This is a genomic window from Streptomyces sp. NPDC043952, from assembly GCF_056435325.1.
The window spans coordinates 163,810-182,354 of sequence record NZ_JBWKES010000008.1 but is presented as its reverse complement, the minus strand read 5'-3'; the positions used below and the strand labels follow the sequence as shown (position 1 = coordinate 182,354).

The window sequence follows — 18,545 nt, the reverse complement described above, 5'->3', positions numbered from 1 at the left end:
ACGTACAAGGAGTTCGGATCTCATGGACGCTGTGACCCAGGTCCCCACCCCCGTCAACGAGCCGGTGCACGGCTACGCCCCCGGCTCGCCCGAGCGCGCCCGCCTGGAGGCCAAGCTCAAGGAGCTGGCCGGGAACCCGGTCGAACTGCCGATGACCATCGGCGGCGAGAAGCGGCTCGGCGGCGGCGAGCCGTTCGTGGTCGTGCAGCCGCACAACCACAAGGCCGTTCTCGGCACCGGCCGCCACGCCACCAAGCAGGACGCCCGCGACGCCATCGACGCGGCCCTGGCCGCCGCCCCGGCCTGGCGCGCGATGTCCTTCGACGACCGCGCCGCGATCATCCTGCGCGCCGCCGAGCTGCTGTCCGGCCCCTGGCGCGAGACGATCGCCGCCTCCACCATGCTCGGCCAGTCCAAGACGGCCCAGCAGGCGGAGATCGACAGCCCCTGTGAGCTGGTCGACTTCTGGCGCTTCAACGTGCACTACGCCCGCCAGATCCTCGCCGAGCAGCCCCCGGCGAACTCGCCGGGCGTGTGGAACCGCATGGACCACCGCCCGCTGGAGGGCTTCGTCTACGCGATCACGCCGTTCAACTTCTCCGCGATCGCCGCGAACCTGCCCACCGCCCCGGCCCTGATGGGCAACGTGGTGGTCTGGAAGCCGTCCCCGACCCAGACCCACGCCGCCGTGCTGCTCATGCGGCTCCTGGAGGAGGCCGGTCTGCCCAAGGGCGTCATCAACCTCGTCACCGGCGACGGCATCGAGGTCTCCAAGGTCGCCCTGGAGCACCGCGACCTCGCGGGCATCCACTTCACCGGCTCGACCAAGACCTTCCAGTACCTGTGGAAGACGGTCGGCAACAACATCGAGAAGTACCGCTCGTACCCGCGTCTGGTCGGCGAGACCGGCGGCAAGGACTTCCTGGTCGCCCACCCGAGCGCCGACCGCGCGGTCCTGAAGACCGCCCTGACCCGCGGTGCCTTCGAGTACCAGGGCCAGAAGTGCAGCGCCACCTCCCGCGCGTACATCCCGGCGTCCATCTGGAACTCGGGCTTCAAGGAGGAGTTCGCGGCCGAGGTCGACTCCCTGACCGTGGGCGACGTGACGGACCTGTCCAACTTCATGGGCGCCGTCATCGACGACCGCTCCTTCGCCAAGAACAAGGCCGCGATCGACCGCGCCAAGGCCGACGCCACCTGCACGATCGTCGCGGGCGGCACGTACGACGACTCGGTCGGCTACTTCGTGCGCCCGACCGTCATCGAGTGCTCGGACCCGGAGAACGAGGTCTTCACGACCGAGTACTTCGGCCCGATCCTCGCGGTGTACGTCTACGAGGACGACCAGTACGACGAGATGCTGACCCAGATGGAGTCGGTCTCGGACTACGCCCTCACCGGCTCGGTCATCGCCAACGACCGCGCGGCGGCGGCGTACACGATGGAGAAGCTCCGCTTCGCCGCGGGCAACTTCTACATCAACGACAAGTCGACCGGCGCCGTGGTCGGCCAGCAGCCCTTCGGCGGCGGTCGCGCCTCCGGCACCAACGACAAGGCCGGTGCCCCCCAGAACCTGATGCGCTGGACCCTGACCCGCGCCATCAAGGAGACCCTGGTCCCGCCGACCGACTACACGTACCCGCACATGGGCTGACCCTCGGCCCGACCCGAACGACGGGCCGGGAAGCCTGCCCCGAACAGGCTTCCCGGTCCGTTTCCCATTCCCGCCGCCCGCCGCCCGCCGCCCGCCGCCCCCCGACTGCCGGGTGGAACACTGGCGTTCATGACCATCAGGCTCCGCCTCGCCCACACCGCCGACCTCGAACCCGCCGAACTCGCCGGGATCCGCGCCCTGTTGGACGACTCTTTCGGCGGCCGGTTCTCCGACGAGGACTGGGATCACGGTCTCGGCGGCATGCACGTCCTGGTCCGGGACGGCTCCGGACTCCTCGCACACGGCGCGGTCGTCCTGCGCCGGGTGCGGCACGCCGGGCGGTGGCTGCGCACCGGGTACGTGGAGGCCGTGGCCGTGCGCGCGGACGCGCGGCGGGCAGGGCTCGGCGGCCGGGTGATGGCGGAGCTGGAGCGGGTCGTCGAGCGGGCCTACGATCTCGGCGCGCTGTCCGCCAGTGCGGACGGGGCACTGCTGTACGCCGCCCGCGGATGGCGGCGCTGGGAGGGGCAGGTGTGCGCCCTGTCGCCGCGGGACGGGATCGTGCGGCTGCCGGAGGAGGAAGGCAGCGTCTACGTACGACCGGGACTGGACCCCGCCGACGCGCTCGTGCTCGACTGGCGCGACGGCGATGTGACGTGACGCCGGTCCGCCTGTCGACGCCACGCCGCTCCGCCCGTCAACCCGCCTTCCGCACCAGGATCTTGCCCGTGTTGCCGCCCCGCAGCATCAGCAGGAACGCCTCCACGATCCGGTCGAAGCCGTCGATCACCGTCTCGTCCGCCGTCAGCGCGCCGTCGCGCAGACGCGGCACGGCGAAGTCGTACAACTCCTCCTGCACATCCCGGTAGTCGGAGACCAGGAAGCCCTCGACGCGCAGCCGGTTCTCCACCACGGCCCGGTGGTCGAGGGCGACGGGCCGGGCGTCGGGCGTGTTGTAGCGGCTGATCGTGCCGACCCGCGCCACCCGGCCCCGGAGCCGCAACGCGCCGATCGCGGCGCCGAGTTGCTCACCGCCGACGTTGTCCACGAAGACGTCGACGCCGGTGGGCGCCGCCGCGGCCAGCAGCTCGGCGGCCGGTCCGGCGTGGTAGTCGAACGCGGCGTCGTAACCCACCCGCTCCGTCAGGTACTTCACCTTCTCGGGGGTGCCCGCGCTGCCGATCACCCGGCCCGCGCCGAGGAGCCGGGCGAAGCGGCCGGCCGCCGTGCCGACGCCGCCCGCCGCGCCGGAGACGAACAGGTCCTCGCCCGCGCGCAGCCGGGCGATCCGGGTCAGGGCGACGTACGCCGTCAGACCGGTGCCGCCCAGCACGCTGAGGTACGCGGTCAGCGGGACACCGGGGTGGTGGGGGAGCCGCCGTACGTCCTCGGGGGCGAGTACCGCGTGGGTGCGCCAGCCGCGGCGGTGGAAGACGATCTCGCCCTCGGGTAGATCCGGGGTGCGCGAGGCGACGACCCGGCCCAGGGTGCGGCCCTCCAGCGGGGCGTTCAACTCGAAGCCGCCGTCCATCATTTCGCGGTGGTAGGGGTCCACCGACCACAGCAGGTTCTCCACCAGGGCGGTGCCCGGCGCCGGTGCGGGCACCGGGGACTCGGCGAAGCGGAAGTGGGCGGCGGTGGGGAAGCCGGCGGGGCGGGCGGTCTGCTGCACGGTGAGCGCGGTCTCGGTCATGAGCAGGACGGTAGGGAGGAATGCCGCACGGAAGCAGGGGGTTGGGCTCATGGAAGCCGCGGATCCATGAAGCGGACTCATAGACGCAGGTGGGAGCCCCGAAGTGACAGACCTTGCCCCGCGGGAGCTGCGGGTCCTGGCCGCCGTGGACGCGGAGGGCGGCTTCTCCGCCGCGGCCGCCCGGCTCGGCACCACCCAGTCCGCCGTGTCCCACGCCGTGCGCGGCATCGAGGGCAAGCTGGGCGCCGTGCTGTTCGAGCGCGGCCGGTTCGGCGCCCGGCCCACCCCCGCCGGGGAGCGGGCCGCCGCGCACGCCCGGCGGGTGCTGCGCCTGCTGGAGCTGATGCCCGGCGAGGTGCGCGGCGCGGCGGGCGGTGCGCGGGGCGGCCGGCTCGAAGGGACGCTGCGTGTCGCCGCGTTCCGCAGCGCGGCCCTGCAGCTGCTGCCGCGCGCCCTGGAGCGGCTGGCCGCCGCGCACCCCGGCACCGAGGTGAAGGTCACCGTCGTACGGGAGTTGGGGGCGGGCACCGCGGGCGAGGTCGCCGCCGGGCGGGCCGACCTCGGGATCGCCACGCTGAACGGGACGCCGCGGGCACCCCTGGTCGGCGGGGTGCTGCTGGAGGAGCCGTACGCTCTGGTGCACCCGGCGGGGCACCCGGACCCGCGCGGCCTGCCGCTCGTGGACTGGGCCGAGAACTGCGGCTCCTACACCCGCGATTGGTGGGCCGCCCAGGACTGGCTGCCGGCCGCCACCGTCCGCGCCGAGGACGACGGGGCGGTGCTGTCCATGGTGGGCAGCGGCCTCGGCATGGCCGTCATGCCCGCGCTGTCGCTCACCGCGGCGCCGCCCTCGGTGGGGATCACCGGCCTCGGCCCCGAGCGGCCGTACCGCCGCGTCGGCTACGTGACCACCCCGGAACTGGCCGCCACCACCGCCGTACGCGCCCTGATCCGGGCCCTGCGCACGGCCGCGGCCGGGGAACGCGCGAAGGCCGGCGCCCTCGGGGCCGAAGGACCGGCAGGAGACGGGCAGGGAACCGGCGAAATGCCCGGAAAGCCCGCGGCCGGATAAGTAAAGACCCAGGTCAGGGGGAGGGAGGCCGGGTCGCCCGTCTCAGATAGTAGGAAGCCCGAGTATTTGTGCAGACAGGCACAGGGGCATGCCCTTACTTTGGAGGAAGCCGAACATCTCGCTCGACCCAGCGAATGGCGGTTGTGAGCCGGGCCCTGTGCAGGCAACCCCTGCGGCCGGTGCTCCCCGCCCCTTCCGGCGCCTCGTATCGCCTGCGTACCCCTCAATTCCGTGCTCCGGTTCTGCCGAAGGAGTCGATTGCCATGGCCGAGACGACCGTCCGCCGAGTCCGCCACACGCACCGCGCCAGCGAGTCCGACCGCAGGCAGGCCGCCGCCGCCCTCCAGCGCGCCCTCGACCGCAGGGACAACGGCGGGCAGACCGGCCACTGAGCCCCCTCGCCGTGCCGCCGCGCGGGACATGGCCTGTCCGAATGCCGGACAGGCCATGTCATCCCGTGGGACGAGGAGTAGGGTGCCGACATGTCTCGCAGCCTCAATCTCGCAGTGATCCCCGGTGACGGCATCGGCCAGGAGGTCGTGGCCGAGGGTCTGAAGGTCCTCTCCGCCGTCCTTCCGCAGGATGTGAAGCTGGAGACGCAGGAGTACGACTTCGGCGCCAAGCGCTACCACGCCACCGGTGAGACCCTCACCGACGCGGACCTCGCGCGGCTGAAGCGGCACGACGCCATCCTGCTCGGCGCCATCGGCGACCCCTCGGTGCCCTCCGGCGTCCTGGAGCGCGGCTTCCTGCTCAAGCTCCGCTTCGCCTTCGACCACCACGTCAACCTGCGGCCGAGCAAGCTGCTGCCGGGCGTCTCCACCCCGCTCGCCGGGCAGCCGGAGATCGACTTCGTCGTCGTCCGCGAGGGCACGGAAGGCCCGTACACCGGCAACGGCGGCACCATCCGCAAGGGCACCGCGCACGAGGTCGCCACCGAGGTCTCCGTCAACACGGCGTACGGCGTCGAGCGCGTCGTCCGCGACGCCTTCGCCCGCGCCCAGGGCCGCCCGCGCAAGAAGCTCACCCTGGTCCACAAGAACAACGTGCTGACCTTCGCCGGCCACCTGTGGACCGACATCTTCAACCGGGTCGCCCAGGAGTTCCCCGAGGTCAGCACCGACTACCTGCACGTCGACGCGGCCACCATCTTCCTGGTCACCCAGCCCGAGCGCTTCGACGTGATCGTCACCGACAACCTCTTCGGCGACATCATCACCGACCTCGCCGCGGCCGTCTCCGGCGGCATCGGCGTGGCCGCCTCCGGCAACATCAACCCCAGCCGCGAGTTCCCGTCCATGTTCGAGCCGGTGCACGGCTCGGCCCCGGACATCGCCGGACAGGGCAAGGCCGACCCCACGGCCACCGTCCTCTCCGTCGCCCTGCTGCTGCGCCACCTCGGGTACGACGCCGAGGCCGACCGCATCGACGCCGCGGTCGCCGCCGACCTCACCGAGCGCGCGGACCGGCCCGCCCGCGGCACCGCCGAGATCGGCGACGCGCTCGCCGCCCGAGTAGCCGGCTGACCCGGCGCTCCCTTCGCGAGAAGCCGCCGGGCCGCACGACCGCCCGGCGGCTTCCGCATGTCCCCGCCGGGTGAAACCATCGCCCCTTGGGCCGCCACCACGACCCCTGGGCCGCAGCCCACCCGATTCCGTCGGCCGACGCCCGCGCGCGATAATCGAACGCGGAGCCGCGGTATGAGGGAAAGCTCGGACGTCCGAGCACCGGTCGCCAACCGGTGTCAGGTGTGAGCGCGGCCCGTCACGACAACCGGTGAAGGACAATCACTCATGACGACGCCCACGATCGAGCTCAAGCCCTCCGCCAGCCCCCTCGCCGCCGCCGAGCGCGAGGCGATCCTGGCCAATCCGGGGTTCGGCCGCCACTTCACCGACCACATGGTGACGATCCGGTGGACCGAGGGCCGCGGCTGGCACGACGCCCAGCTCGTGCCGTACGGCCCGATCTCCCTCGATCCCTCCACGCACGTGCTGCACTACGGCCAGGAGATCTTCGAGGGGCTGAAGGCGTACCGCCAGCCCGACGGCTCGATCGCGCTGTTCCGTCCCGAGGCCAACGCCCGCCGCTTCCGCACCTCCGCCCGCCGCATGGCCATGGCCGAGCTGCCCGAGGAGCTGTTCATCGCCGCCCTGGACGCGCTGCTCGTCCAGGACGCCGACTGGGTCCCGCCGCACGGCGGCGAGGCGGCCCTCTACCTGCGCCCGTTCATGATCGCCACCGAGGCCGCGCTCGGCGTGCACCCGGCCAACGAATACCTGTTCCTGCTGATCGCCTCCCCCTCCGGCGCCTACTTCTCCGGCGGCGTCAAGCCGGTCACCATCTGGGTCGCCGAGGACCACGTCCGCGCCGTCCCCGGCGGCACCGGCGACGCCAAGACCGGCGGCAACTACGCCGCCTCCCTGCTCCCGCAGGCCGAGGCCGCCGCGCACGGCTGCGACCAGGTCGTCTACCTCGACGCGGTCACCCGCACCAAGGTCGAGGAGAGCGGGAGCATGAACGTCGCCTTCGTCTACGGCGACCGGATCGTCACCCCCTCGCTGACCGGCTCCATCCTGGAGGGCATCACCCGCGACTCCCTCCTCCAGGTCGCCCGCGACCTCGGCTACCGGGCCGAGGAGGGCGTGGTCACCCTGGAGCAGTGGCGCGCGGACGCCGCCTCCGGCGCGCTGACCGAGGTCTTCGCCTGCGGCACCGCCGCCGTGGTCACCCCGATCGGCCACGTCAAGACCAAGACGGACGAGTGGACCCACGGCGACGGCACCCCCGGCGAGGTCACCATGCGCCTGCGCGAGGCGCTGCTCGGCATCCAGCGGGGCATGACCGAGGACAAGCACGGCTGGATGCACAAGGTCGGCTGACGCTCGGGCCCCTCGCACAGGGCCGCCCCTCGGGGGGGGGGGGGGGGGGGGGGGGGGGGGGGGGGGGGGGGGGGGGGGGGGGGGGGGGGGGGGGGGGGGGGGGGGGGGGGGGGGGGGGGGGGGGCGGCCCCTCCTCCCCCCCCCCCCCCCCCCCCCCCCCCCCCCCCCCCACACCCCCCCCCCCCCCCCCCCCCCCCCCCCCCCCCCCGCCCCTGCGCGTTTTTGGAGCGGCGTTCGATCCATCACGCACACGTCTCTGGCCAATCCCCGCTTCGCCTGCTTAGAGTGGTCCTCGAAAGCTTTAGAGTGCCGCTCTAAAGTGGTTGACGAGAAGGAGGCGCCGCGCCGTGCGACTGACCCCCACGGAACGAGACCGGCTGCTGCTTTTCGGCGCCGCCGAGCTGGCCCGCGCCCGGCGCGCCCGCGGCCTGCGGCTCAACGTGCCGGAGGCGACCGCGCTGATCGCGGACACCGTCTGCGAGGCCGCCCGCGACGGCCGGCGGCTCGCGGAGGCGATCGAGGCGGCGCGCGGCGTGCTCGGTCCCGAGGACGTGCTGCCGGGCGTCGCCGACGTGGTGACCGAGGTGATGGTCGAGGCCGTGTTCGACGACGGCTCCCGGCTCGCCGTGGTCTCCGACCCCATCGGCGGCGGGCTGGGCGCGGACGCCCCCGGCGCGCTGCTGCCGGGTCCCGCGCACGCCGACCCCGAGCCGGTGCTGCGGCTCACCGTCACCAACACCGCCTCCGTGCCGGTCTCCGTCACCTCCCACTTCCACTTCTTCGAGGCCAACCCGCGCCTCGACTTCGACCGCGCCGCCGCCTACGGCATGCGGCTCGCCGTGCCCGCCGGCTCCTCCGTGCGGTTCGGGCCGGGCGAGAGCGAGGAGGTCGGGCTGGTGCCGATCGGCGGCGAGCGGGTCGCGATCGGCTTCGCCGGGCTGGTCGACGGGCCGCTGGACGCGCCGGGCGCCCGGACGGAGGCGCTGCGCAGGGCCGCGGCCTGCGGATATCTGGGGGTCATGGACGAGGGCTGCCGGGGGGCCACGGGCGAGGCCGACCGGGAGGACGCGAACGAGGGTGACCGGGAGGAGACGGGCGAGGGCTGCCGGGAGGGCACGAGCGGCGGATATCCGCAAGCCGCGGGCGACGAGGAGAAGGGGCAGGACCGATGAGCCGATCCAAGGGGCGCGAGGTGAGCCGGGAGATCCATGTGGACCCGCGTGCCTACGCCGCCACCCACGGCCCCCGCGCGGGCGACCGGGTCCGCCTCGGCGACTCGGGCCTGACCATCCGGGTGGAGTCCGACGCCCAGCGCTACGGCGACGAGTTCCTCGCCGGGTTCGGCAAGACGGCCCGCGACGGACTGCACCTCAAGGCCGCCGCCGTGCGCGAGACCTGCGACGTGGTGATCAGCAACGTCGTGGTGATCGACGCGGTGCAGGGCATCCGCAAGGTGTCCATCGGCATCCGCGAGGGCCGCATCAGCGCGATCGGCCGCGCCGGCAACCCGGACACCCTGGACGGCGTGGACGTCGTGGTCGGCACCGGCACCTCGATCGTCTCCGGCGAGGGCCTGATCGCCACCGCGGGCGCCGTCGACACCCATGTCCACCTGCTGTCGCCGCGCATCATGGAGGCGTCCCTCGCCTCCGGCGTGACCACGATCATCGGGCAGGAGTTCGGCCCGGTGTGGGGCGTCGGCGTCAACTCCCCCTGGGCGCTGCGCCACGCCTTCGGCGCCTTCGACGCCTGGCCGGTCAACATCGGTTTCCTGGGCCGGGGTTCGTCCTCGCACGAAGCCCCGCTGATCGAGGCGCTGGCCGAGGGCGGCGCGAGCGGCTTCAAGGTGCACGAGGACATGGGCGCCCACACCCGCGCCCTGGACACCGCGCTGCGGGTCGCCGAGGAGCACGACGTCCAAGTCGCCCTGCACAGCGACGGGTTGAACGAGTGCCTGTCGGTCGAGGACACGCTCAGGGTGCTGGAGGGCCGCACCATCCACGCCTTCCACATCGAGGGCTGCGGCGGCGGACACGTGCCGAACGTGCTGAAGATGGCCGGGGTGCCGAACGTCATCGGCTCCTCCACCAACCCCACCCTGCCCTTCGGCCGGGACGCGGTCGCCGAGCACTACGGCATGATCGTCTCCGTCCACGACCTCAAGCCCGAGCTGCCCGGCGACGCCGCCATGGCCCGCGACCGGATCAGGGCCGGCACCATGGGCGCCGAGGACGTGCTGCACGACCTGGGCGCGATCGGCATCACCTCCTCCGACGCCCAGGGCATGGGCCGCGCGGGGGAGACGGTACGGCGCACCTTCGCCATGGCCGGCAAGATGAAGGCCGAGCTGGGCCCCCTGGAGGGTGACGGCGAGGCCGACGACAACGCCCGCGTGCTGCGCTACATGGCCAAGCTGACCATCAACCCCGCGATCGCGCACGGCCTTTCCCACGAGGTCGGCTCGATCGAGGTCGGCAAGCTCGCCGACATCGTGCTGTGGCGCCCCGAGTACTTCGGCGCCAAGCCGCAGCTCGTCCTCAAGTCCGGCTTCCCGGCGTACGGCGTCGTCGGCGACCCCAACGCGGCCACCGACACCTGCGAACCCCTCGTCCTGGGACCGCAGTTCGGGGCGTACGGCGCGACGGCCGCCGACCTGTCGGTCGCGTTCGTCGCGCAGGCGGCCGTGGACCAGGGCAACGACACCATGCCGACGCGCCGCCGCCGGGTCGCCGTGCGCGGCACCCGCGGCATCGGCCCCGCCGACCTGCGGCTGAACGCCCGTACCGGAGCGGTCGACGTCGACCAGCGCACCGGCCTGGTCACCCTCGACGGCGACCCGCTGCGCTCGGAGCCGGCCGACTCGGTCTCCCTCAACCGCCTCTACTTCCTGTGAACTTCGCCCCCGCGACCTTGGAACGGACCCCCAGATGAGCACCCCCGCCGCCGACGGCTTCCGCATGCCCGCCGAGTGGACCCCGCACGAGCGCACCTGGATGGCGTGGCCGGGCCCCAACCCCACCTTCGACGACGCCGAGGACCTCGCCGCCTCCCGGCGCGCCTGGGCCGCGGTGGCCCGCGCCGTCCGCCGCTTCGAACCGGTGACCGTGGTCTGCGGCCCCGGCGCCTCGGCGCAGGCGCGGGAACTGCTCGGGCCGGACATCGACCTCGTGGAGCGCGAGCTGGACGACGCCTGGATGCGCGACATCGGCCCCACCTTCCTCACCGACGACCAGGGCCGACTGGCCGCCGTGGACTGGACGTTCAACGGCTGGGGCGCCCAGGACTGGGCCCGCTGGGAGCACGACGCGAAGATCGGCGCGTACGTCGCCGACCTCGCGGGCGCGCGGACGTACGCCTCGACGCTGGTCAACGAGGGCGGCGGCATCCATGTCGACGGCGAGGGCACGGTGCTGCTCACCGAGACCGTGCAGCTCGGCCCCGAGCGCAACCCGCACTGGACGAAGGAGCAGGTCGAGGCGGAGATCCACGCCCACCTCGGCACCAGCAAGGCGATCTGGCTGCCGCGCGGGCTGACCTCCGACTATCCGCCGTACGGCTTCGGCACGCTGGGCCACGTCGACATCGTCGCCGCCTTCGCCCGTCCCGGTGTCGTCCTCGCCCACCACCAGCCGGACCCGGCGCACCCCGACCACGAGGTCACCAAGGAGATCATCGGCCTCCTCAAGTCCTCGACCGACGCGCAGGGCCGCCCCCTGGAGGTCGTGGAGGTCCCCGCCCCGACCGTCCTGGAGGCCGACGGCCACTGGGCCGACTACTCCTACATCAACCACTACCTGTGCAACGACGGCGTCGTCCTGTGCGCCTTCGACGACCCCCGCGACGAGACCGCCGCCGCCATCTTCCGCCGCCTCTTCCCCGACCGGGCGGTCACCCTCGTGGACGCCCGCCAGATCTTCGCGGCCGGGGGCGGCATCCACTGCATCACCCAGCAGCAGCCCAGGTCCCGCCGCTCTTGACCTCAAGTCCGCTTCAGGCCGGAGGCTGAGCACATGACCACGGACATGACCACGCACACGGATCAGACGGCTCAGACGGAGATCGCGACCCTGGTGGACCGGTTCTTCCGGGCCCTGGACGCGCGGGAGTTCACGCCCGGCTGGGCGGACGGCTTCCTCACCCCGGACGCCCGGATGGAGACGCCGCTCGGGACGTCCGGGGGCGCGGCGGCCGTCCGGGCGACCGAGGAGGCGCTTGCGCGGTACGACCGTACGCAGCACCTCGCCGCCGGCCTCGTCGCCGACGTGTCCGGCGCCACGGCGCGGGCCTCCTGGAACGCCCTGATGGTCCACGTCCACCACGACGCCACGCTGTTCCAGGTCGGCGGTGTCTTCGAGGCCGACCTCACCCGGACCGGCGACGGCTGGCGGTTCGCCCGGCTGGCCGTCCGCGCGGTCTGGACGCAGGGGCGGCCGCCCACGGGCGCCGGGGAACCGGCGTCCCGGCGACCGCCGGGCCTCCGCGTCGGGTAGAACATACGGGTGAACGTCCTGGTCTGTACGGGCCGCGGCCACCGTCTCCCCGAGCCGGTCCGGCCGCTGCCCGCGTCGCCCGCACGCCGTCCCCTCGCCGCACGGGCGGTGTCCGCATGAGCGAGGGCTCCGCGCCGCGCCGGCGCACCCCCGCCCCGCCCCGCGAGGAGCTGCTCGCCGCGGCCATGGGCATGATCGCCGAACGCGGCCTGGAGAAGCTCACGATGGCGGCGCTCGGCCGCGAGGTCGGGATGAGCAGCGGGCACCTCCTCTACTACTTCCGCTCCAAGGACGAGCTGCTGCTCCAGACCCTGGAGTGGAGCGAGGGCCGGCTCGGAGCGGCGCGCGGCCGGCTGCTCGCGGGCCAGGGCCCGACGCGCGAGCGGCTGGCGGCCTACGTCGACCTGTACGTGCCCGACGGCCACCGCGACCCCCACTGGAGCCTGTGGCTGGAGGTCTGGAACCGCTCCCAGAACGCCGACGACGACGCCCGCGCCCGCCAGGCCGCGATCGAGGGCGCCTGGCACCGGGACCTCGTCGCACTGATCGCCGAGGGCATCTCCCGCGGCGAGTTCCGACCCGTGGACCCAGACCGCTTCGCCACCCGGACACGCGCCCTGCTCGACGGCTTCTCGATCCACGTGGCGATCGGGTTGCGGGGAGTGCGTCGAGAGCAAGTGATCCAGCATGTAAGGGAGTTCATCGAGGAAGGACTTGTCGCCCCATCGCCGTGACCGCGTCGGCGGTCCGGCGGGTGTGGGTTTCCGTGTGGTTCATCGCCCAGTCCCCCCCCCGCCCCTCCGGGGCGCATCCCGTGTCGTGGAGTCGGGCAGGGAAGGGGGCATGGGAATCCAACACTGGAAGAGGATCTGGGTCGGCTCGGCGGGGAACATGGTCGAGTGGTTCGACTGGTTCGTGTATGCCAGCTTCGCCACCTATTTCGCCGGGGCGTTCTTCCCGAGTGGGAACCCCACCGCGCAGCTGATGAACACCGCCGGGATCTTCGCCGTCGGGTTCTTCATGCGGCCCGTCGGCGGCTGGCTGCTCGGGCGGGTCGGTGACCGCAGGGGCCGCAAGGCGGCGCTGACGCTGACCGTCACCCTGATGTCGGCCTCGGCGGTGCTGATCGCCGTCGCGCCCACGTACGCCGTCGCCGGGTACGGCGGCGCCCTCGTCCTGCTCGTCGCCCGGCTGCTCCAGGGCCTGTCGGTGGGCGGCGAGTACGCGGCCAGCGCCACCTACCTCACCGAGGCCACCGACCCGAAGCGGCGCGGCTTCGCCTCCAGCTTCCAGTACGTGTCCATGACCGTCGGTCAGATCATCGGCCTCGGCCTCCAGATCGTCCTCCAGCGCACCATGTCCGACTCCGCCCTGCACAGCTACGGCTGGCGCATCCCCTTCGTCGTCGGCGCCCTCGGCGCGGCCGTCGTCTTCTATCTGCGCCGCACCATGCCGGAGAGCGAGGTCTACGACGAGGACGCCTCGGCCGCCGGGGAGCGCGGCACCCTGCGCGCCCTGTGGCGGCACCGGCGCGAGGCGTTCCTCGTCATCGCGCTCACCATGGGCGGCACGGTCGCGTACTACACGTACACCACCTACCTGACCAAGTACCTCTCCAACTCGGCGGGCCTGTCCAAGGACACCGCGACCCTCGTCTCCTTCACCGCGCTGATCGTCTTCGCCGCGATCCAGCCGCTCGCCGGCGCCCTGTCCGACCGGATCGGGCGCCGGCCGCTGCTGATCACCTTCGCGGTCGGCTCCACCGTCCTGACGGTGCCGATCATGACCCTGCTCAAGCACACCGGCGGCTACTGGCCCGCCCTCGGCCTCTGTCTGCTCGCGCTGGTGATCGTCACCGGCTACACCTCGATCAACGCCTGCGTGAAGGCCGAGCTGTTCCCCACGAGTGTCCGCTCCTTGGGCGTCGCCCTCCCGTACGCCCTCGCCAACGCCGTCTTCGGCGGGACCGCCGAATACATCGCCCTGTGGTTCAAGAAGGCCGGGATCGAGTCCGGATTCTTCTGGTATGTGGCGGGCTGTGCGGCCGTATCGCTGGTCGTGTACGTCACCATGCGGGAGACGAAGGACCGGGACCTGACCGGTGTGCGGGGGTCCGGGGGAGTGGGGGAGTCCCGTGTGACGACCGCATCCTGAGACGGGCGGTGAGCCGGGGGCGGTGCTGTGCCAGACTTCCCCCGTGCTTACGTTCGCCACGATTATCGGCAACAGGCGCGCCGGTCCGCAGTGACCATCTCGTACGACCAGGTGCGAATGGCCACCGTTCGTCCTCGACCCGCGCGCAGACCTCTCGCATCCGCGAGGGGTTTTTTCGTTTTACGGCCCACCTTCAGCCGTGAACCGAGCGCGGGGGAGTATTGGGGGGACGGTGGAGCCGGTCATTCCGGTAAGACCGAAGATCCACAACAGGAGCCTTGAGACCATGACCGAGACGGCAACCAGCGAGCTCGACGACTCGTTCCACGTCTTCGACACGACGCTGCGCGACGGCGCGCAGCGTGAGGGCATCAACCTCACCGTCGCGGACAAGCTCGCCATCGCCCGGCACCTGGACGACTTCGGCGTCGGCTTCATCGAGGGCGGCTGGCCCGGCGCCAACCCCCGCGACACCGAGTTCTTCGCCCGCGCCGGGAACGAGATCGAGTTCCGCAACGCCCGGCTGGTCGCCTTCGGCGCCACCCGCCGCGCCGGTGCCAAGGCCGCCGACGACCCGCAGGTCAGGGCGCTGCTGGAGTCCGGCGCCCCGGTGATCACGCTGGTCGCCAAGGCGCACGACCGGCACGTCGAGATGGCGCTGCGCACCACGCTGGACGAGAACCTGGAGATGGTCCGCGACACCGTCTCCTACCTGTGCGAGCAGGGGCGCCGGGTGTTCGTGGACTGCGAGCACTTCTTCGACGGCTACCGGGCGAACCCCGAGTACGCCAAGGCCGTCGTACGCGCCGCGTCCGAGGCCGGGGCCGATGTGGTGGTGCTGTGTGACACGAACGGCGGCATGCTGCCCGCCCAGGTGCACGCCGTCGTCGCGACCGTGCTCGCCGACACCGGCGCCCGGCTCGGCATCCACGCCCAGGACGACACCGGGTGCGCGGTCGCCAACACGCTGGCGGCGGTGGACGGCGGTGCCACGCACGTGCAGTGCACGGCCAACGGCTACGGCGAGCGGGTCGGCAACGCGAACCTGTTCCCGGTGGTGGCGGCGCTGGAGCTGAAGTACGGCAAGAAGGTGCTGCCCGAGGGGCGGCTGCGGGAGATGACCCGGATCTCGCACGCCATCGCCGAGGTCGTCAACCTCACGCCCTCCACCCATCAGCCGTACGTGGGCGTGTCCGCGTTCGCGCACAAGGCCGGGCTGCACGCCTCCGCGATCAAGGTCGACCCGGACCTGTACCAGCACATCGACCCGGCGCGGGTCGGCAACACCATGCGGATGCTGGTCTCCGACATGGCGGGCCGCGCCTCCGTGGAGCTGAAGGGCAAGGAGCTCGGCGTCGACCTCGGCGGCGACCGCGAGCTGATCGGGCGGGTGGTGGCACGGGTCAAGGAGCGCGAGCTCAAGGGCTACACGTACGAGGCCGCGGACGCCTCCTTCGAGCTGCTGCTGCGCGGCGAGGCCGAGGGCAAGGCGCTGAAGTACTTCGACGTCGAGTCCTGGCGGGCGATCGCCGAGGACCGGCCCGACGGCACCCACGCCAACGAGGCCACGGTCAAGCTGTGGGCCAAGAGCGAGCGCATCGTGGCCACCGCCGAGGGCAACGGCCCGGTCAACGCGCTCGACCGCGCCCTGCGGGTCGCCCTGGAGAAGATCTACCCCCAGCTCGCGGGCCTGGAACTGGTCGACTACCGCGTCCGCATCCTGGAGGGCCGCCACGGCACGTCCTCCATCACCCGCGTCCTCATCTCCACCTCCGACGGCACCGGCGAGTGGTCCACGGTCGGCGTCGCGGAAAACGTCATCGCCGCCTCCTGGCAGGCCCTGGAGGACGCCTACACCTACGGCCTCCTGCGGGCGGGCGTACAACCGGCGTAACGCTGCGCGGGTACGACGGCGGGGGCACCCCGGTCCCGAGGGCGCACGGCGCCCGCCCGGCCGGGACTCGGGGTGCCGTACGCCTGCCCCCGCGGGATCCTGGGGTGCTCAGGGCGCTTACCCCTGAGGCTCCCGCCCCCGCACACCCCCGCCCTCACGGCGCCCGCCAGATGTTGTCGAAGGCGGCGTTCTCGATGCGGCGGCGTTCGCGGACCGCGGTCAGTTCGGTGATCGCGTCGCCGACCGCGGCGAGCACGGTGAGGACCGCGTCGTCGGCGTTCTCGTTGCCGTCCGCGCGGTCCTCGCCGATGCCCAGCGGGACGGCGAGCGCGGTCAGGACCGGCTCGCCGGACCACCAGCGGTCGGCGGCGCGGCGGCGGGCCGGGGTGTCGGGCTGAGGGGCCTCCCCGCCGAGCCGGGGCAGCCAGCGCCGGCGCTCCCCGGTGAGCTGCCCCTCGGTGTCCAGCGCGTCGTGATACGCCGTGGCCAGCCCGCGCCCGCGCCGCCACAGCCAGTCCTCGACCGTCTCGTACGGCTCCTCGCGCACCAGCGCCGCGCCCGCCTCGTCCAGCATCCGGTCACCGGTGGTCAGCCCCGGACCCGGCACGATGCGCTCCCCGTCCAGGGTGAGCGCCCGCACCCCGAGCAGGTCGATCAGCTCGGCCCCCGCGAGGGCCAGCGACAGATCGCCCTGCTCGACGGGGCGCGCGCCGGGAACGTCCACGCTGACGAGGAACAGGTCCTGCGGTGTGGTCATGGTGGCTCCAGATCGAGGCGGCCGTTGCCCCTCATCGTCCCCCAGCCACCGGCCCGCCGCTCGTCACCGCAGCTGCCATTTCTGGTTGGCCGCCCCCGTGCAGGACCAGATCTGCGCGCGGGCTCCGTTGGCGGAGGAGTTGTCGGTGACGTCCAGGCACTTGTCGGCGGCGAGGTTCACCACGTCATGCGTCGCGGCGTTGTACGACCACTGCTGGGCGCCGGTCCCGTTGCAGTCGTAGAGCTGCACCTTCGCCCCGTCGGCCGTCGAGCCCGAGGTGACGTCCAGGCACTTGCCGAGCGCCCGCACGGAGCCGTCGGCCGACACGGTCCACTGCTGGGCGGCGCTGCCGTTGCAGTCGTAGAGCTGTACGGCCGTACCGTCGGCGCTCGACCCGCCCGCCACGTCCAGGCACTTGCCGGCCAGCCCCACGAAGGCCCCGCTCGTGGCGCCGGTGCCGGACTGGGTGCCGGACCAGGTGAAGGTCGCGGAGGTCTTGCCGGGCAGCGAGTAAGTCGCGTGCTCGGAACCCCAGTCGATGGTCACCGTCTGGGCGGAGGCGGAGCCGTTGTAGGCGATCAGCGCCTTGCTGCCGTCCGGGTTGCGCCAGGCCACGTTGGGCACCGTGGTGGACGCCGTGGAGGCGATCCGCTGCGCGCCGGGCCGTACGAACTTGGTCAGCTGGCCCATGTCGTAGTACTCGACGGTGTAGTCCACGCTCCCGCTCCTGCTGTCCCCGTCGTGCACGGTGACCAGGCCGGTGCAGGTGCCGCAACCGCCGTTGTGCGGGCCCATGTTCTGGTCCACGGCCAGCGACCACTTGGTCACCGACTTCGCCCAGTTGCGGGTGTAGTCGATGATGTTCGACATGTCCTCGTGCTGCTGGTCGGCGATCCAGGTGCCGCCGGAGTGCTCGGTGCCGAAGGTGTCCAGCGAGGGGTATTTATCGTGGATCGTGGTCTGTTCGGAGACGTCGCCGCCGTAACCGTGCCAGGCGATGCCGCCGAAGTTGGGGTGGTCGCGGATCGCGGGGTCGTCCACGGACTGCGCGGCGTAGGAGTCGTACGTGTCCCAATTCCAGTCGTGCGCCAGGATCTTGGTGCTCAGGCCCGCCGACTGGAGCTGCGGCAGCAGGTCGTTCTTGAGGAAGTAGGCCAGACCGCTCGCGTTCCAGCTCATCGACGGGTAGCCGGAGCAGCAGGTCGGCTCGTTCTGCGGGGTCACGTACGAGATGTCGATGCCCTGATCCCGGTACGCCTGGAGGTACTTGACGAAGTACGACGCGTAGGCGCCGTAGTCCTCCGCCTTCAGCCAGCCACCGTCGAGCGAGCCGCTGTCCTTCATCCAGGCCGGGGCGGTCCAGGGGGAGGCCATCACGGTCAGCGCGGGGTTCAGCTGGAGCGCCTGCCTGGTGAGCGGCGCGACGTCCGCGAGGTCGTGCGCGATGGAGAACTTGCTCAGGCCGGGGTCGGTCTGCCCGGACGGCATGTCGTCGTACGTGTAGCCGTAGCGGGCGAGGTCCGAGGCGCCCATCGGGTTGCGCAGGAACGACAGGCCGATGCCGTCCGTCGGCGAGAACAGCTTGCGCATCGTCGCGTCCCGTGTCGCCTGCGACAGCGCGCCGCTGCTGTTCAGCAGCCAGGCCGCGGTGTCGGTGAACGAGGCGCCGGCGCCGGTGAAGGTCTGGTACCGGGTGTTCTCGTCCACGGTGATGTTCGTGCCGCCACCGCCCGTCCCGGACTGGAAGGCGAACGGCGCCTGCGCTTCGAGGCCGCGTACGACATGGCGGCCCGCGGAGTCGTCGGTGGTGGTCAGCCACGCGGTGACCTGCTCACCGGCGGCGTGTGCGGGGAGCGTGGCCGCGGTGAATCCGGCGGCGGAGAGCAGTCCGGCCAGCAGCAGCCGGAGTGCGCGGGGGGATCTCCTCATGGTGCGTCGCCCTTCCTCTC

General features: G+C 72.5%; 16 protein-coding genes. 13 read left to right on the top strand and 3 right to left on the bottom strand.

The genetic code is table 11. The features are described from left to right. Positions 1-22: 22 nt before the first annotated feature. On the top strand, positions 23-1,654 hold the full coding sequence (gene pruA / locus AC069R_RS12385) for an L-glutamate gamma-semialdehyde dehydrogenase (protein ID WP_478766785.1): 1,632 nt from the start codon (positions 23-25) through the stop codon (positions 1,652-1,654). 129 nt (positions 1,655-1,783) lie between these two features. Further along, entirely contained in the window at positions 1,784-2,314 is a 531-nt protein-coding gene (locus tag AC069R_RS12380; RefSeq protein WP_478766783.1) for a GNAT family N-acetyltransferase, read from the top strand. A gap of 37 nt (positions 2,315-2,351) precedes the next feature. On the opposite strand, the gene AC069R_RS12375 is transcribed toward AC069R_RS12380, so the two are convergent. Beyond that, positions 2,352-3,347, bottom strand: coding sequence for a zinc-binding dehydrogenase (locus AC069R_RS12375; RefSeq protein ID WP_478766781.1), 996 nt, complete (start codon positions 3,345-3,347; stop codon positions 2,352-2,354). 103 nt (positions 3,348-3,450) lie between these two features. Here AC069R_RS12375 and AC069R_RS12370 point away from each other — a divergent pair, with 103 nt between their 5' ends. The 11 genes from AC069R_RS12370 to cimA all read left to right on the top strand — a co-directional run bounded on the left by AC069R_RS12370 (position 3,451) and on the right by cimA (position 15,839). Next, entirely contained in the window at positions 3,451-4,419 is a 969-nt protein-coding gene (locus AC069R_RS12370) for a LysR family transcriptional regulator (protein ID WP_478766780.1), read from the top strand. A gap of 263 nt (positions 4,420-4,682) precedes the next feature. Then, a complete protein-coding gene (locus AC069R_RS12365; RefSeq protein WP_471066981.1) occupies positions 4,683-4,811 on the top strand; it encodes a hypothetical protein in 129 nt (42 codons plus the stop codon). A 90-nt stretch (positions 4,812-4,901) separates the two neighbouring features. Continuing rightward, a complete protein-coding gene (locus tag AC069R_RS12360) occupies positions 4,902-5,945 on the top strand; it encodes a 3-isopropylmalate dehydrogenase (RefSeq protein WP_478766777.1) in 1,044 nt (347 codons plus the stop codon). A gap of 267 nt (positions 5,946-6,212) precedes the next feature. Next, positions 6,213-7,301: a branched-chain amino acid aminotransferase gene (locus tag AC069R_RS12355; protein ID WP_397983864.1), complete on the top strand. Its 1,089-nt coding sequence runs from the start codon at positions 6,213-6,215 to the stop codon at positions 7,299-7,301. A 347-nt stretch (positions 7,302-7,648) separates the two neighbouring features. Continuing rightward, entirely contained in the window at positions 7,649-8,473 is an 825-nt protein-coding gene (gene ureA, locus AC069R_RS12350; RefSeq protein WP_478766775.1) for an urease subunit gamma, read from the top strand. Further along, complete coding sequence (locus AC069R_RS12345; RefSeq protein WP_478766773.1) at positions 8,470-10,194, top strand: urease subunit alpha; 1,725 nt, start codon at positions 8,470-8,472, stop codon at positions 10,192-10,194. The genes ureA and AC069R_RS12345 overlap by 4 nt, the downstream gene beginning before the upstream one ends. Positions 10,195-10,228: 34 nt before the next feature. After that, entirely contained in the window at positions 10,229-11,278 is a 1,050-nt protein-coding gene (locus AC069R_RS12340) for an agmatine deiminase family protein (protein WP_478766771.1), read from the top strand. A 33-nt stretch (positions 11,279-11,311) separates the two neighbouring features. Next, a complete protein-coding gene (locus tag AC069R_RS12335; protein WP_478766769.1) occupies positions 11,312-11,791 on the top strand; it encodes a nuclear transport factor 2 family protein in 480 nt (159 codons plus the stop codon). Between the two features lie 116 nt (positions 11,792-11,907). Further along, on the top strand, positions 11,908-12,525 hold the full coding sequence (locus AC069R_RS12330) for a TetR/AcrR family transcriptional regulator (RefSeq protein ID WP_478766767.1): 618 nt from the start codon (positions 11,908-11,910) through the stop codon (positions 12,523-12,525). 109 nt (positions 12,526-12,634) lie between these two features. Continuing rightward, the gene (locus AC069R_RS12325) at positions 12,635-13,945 is read left to right on the top strand and encodes an MFS transporter (protein ID WP_478766765.1); all 1,311 of its coding nucleotides are present in this window, start codon (positions 12,635-12,637) and stop codon (positions 13,943-13,945) included. 286 nt (positions 13,946-14,231) lie between these two features. Beyond that, a complete protein-coding gene (cimA, locus tag AC069R_RS12320; RefSeq protein WP_478766763.1) occupies positions 14,232-15,839 on the top strand; it encodes a citramalate synthase in 1,608 nt (535 codons plus the stop codon). A 154-nt stretch (positions 15,840-15,993) separates the two neighbouring features. On the opposite strand, the gene AC069R_RS12315 is transcribed toward cimA, so the two are convergent. Together AC069R_RS12315 and AC069R_RS12310 are read right to left on the bottom strand one after the other, a co-directional pair. Then, positions 15,994-16,596, bottom strand: coding sequence for a GOLPH3/VPS74 family protein (locus AC069R_RS12315; RefSeq protein ID WP_478766761.1), 603 nt, complete (start codon positions 16,594-16,596; stop codon positions 15,994-15,996). A 63-nt stretch (positions 16,597-16,659) separates the two neighbouring features. Continuing rightward, positions 16,660-18,525, bottom strand: a complete 1,866-nt coding sequence (locus AC069R_RS12310; RefSeq protein WP_478766759.1) for a lectin — start codon at positions 18,523-18,525, stop codon at positions 16,660-16,662. Positions 18,526-18,545 lie beyond the last annotated feature (20 nt).

What these genes read in the sequence shown, in the direction of transcription:
- AC069R_RS12310 (WP_478766759.1), bottom strand. Translation starts at nt 18,525, where the DNA reads ATGAGGAGATCCCCCCGCGCACTCCGGCTGCTGCTGGCCGGACTGCTC.
- AC069R_RS12345 (WP_478766773.1), top strand. Translation starts at nt 8,470, where the DNA reads ATGAGCCGATCCAAGGGGCGCGAGGTGAGCCGGGAGATCCATGTGGAC.
- AC069R_RS12330 (WP_478766767.1), top strand. Translation starts at nt 11,908, where the DNA reads ATGAGCGAGGGCTCCGCGCCGCGCCGGCGCACCCCCGCCCCGCCCCGC.
- AC069R_RS12360 (WP_478766777.1), top strand. Translation starts at nt 4,902, where the DNA reads ATGTCTCGCAGCCTCAATCTCGCAGTGATCCCCGGTGACGGCATCGGC.
- pruA (WP_478766785.1), top strand. Translation starts at nt 23, where the DNA reads ATGGACGCTGTGACCCAGGTCCCCACCCCCGTCAACGAGCCGGTGCAC.
- cimA (WP_478766763.1), top strand. Translation starts at nt 14,232, where the DNA reads ATGACCGAGACGGCAACCAGCGAGCTCGACGACTCGTTCCACGTCTTC.
- AC069R_RS12380 (WP_478766783.1), top strand. Translation starts at nt 1,784, where the DNA reads ATGACCATCAGGCTCCGCCTCGCCCACACCGCCGACCTCGAACCCGCC.
- AC069R_RS12315 (WP_478766761.1), bottom strand. Translation starts at nt 16,596, where the DNA reads ATGACCACACCGCAGGACCTGTTCCTCGTCAGCGTGGACGTTCCCGGC.
- AC069R_RS12325 (WP_478766765.1), top strand. Translation starts at nt 12,635, where the DNA reads ATGGGAATCCAACACTGGAAGAGGATCTGGGTCGGCTCGGCGGGGAAC.
- AC069R_RS12335 (WP_478766769.1), top strand. Translation starts at nt 11,312, where the DNA reads ATGACCACGGACATGACCACGCACACGGATCAGACGGCTCAGACGGAG.
- AC069R_RS12365 (WP_471066981.1), top strand. Translation starts at nt 4,683, where the DNA reads ATGGCCGAGACGACCGTCCGCCGAGTCCGCCACACGCACCGCGCCAGC.
- AC069R_RS12340 (WP_478766771.1), top strand. Translation starts at nt 10,229, where the DNA reads ATGAGCACCCCCGCCGCCGACGGCTTCCGCATGCCCGCCGAGTGGACC.
- AC069R_RS12375 (WP_478766781.1), bottom strand. Translation starts at nt 3,347, where the DNA reads ATGACCGAGACCGCGCTCACCGTGCAGCAGACCGCCCGCCCCGCCGGC.
- AC069R_RS12355 (WP_397983864.1), top strand. Translation starts at nt 6,213, where the DNA reads ATGACGACGCCCACGATCGAGCTCAAGCCCTCCGCCAGCCCCCTCGCC.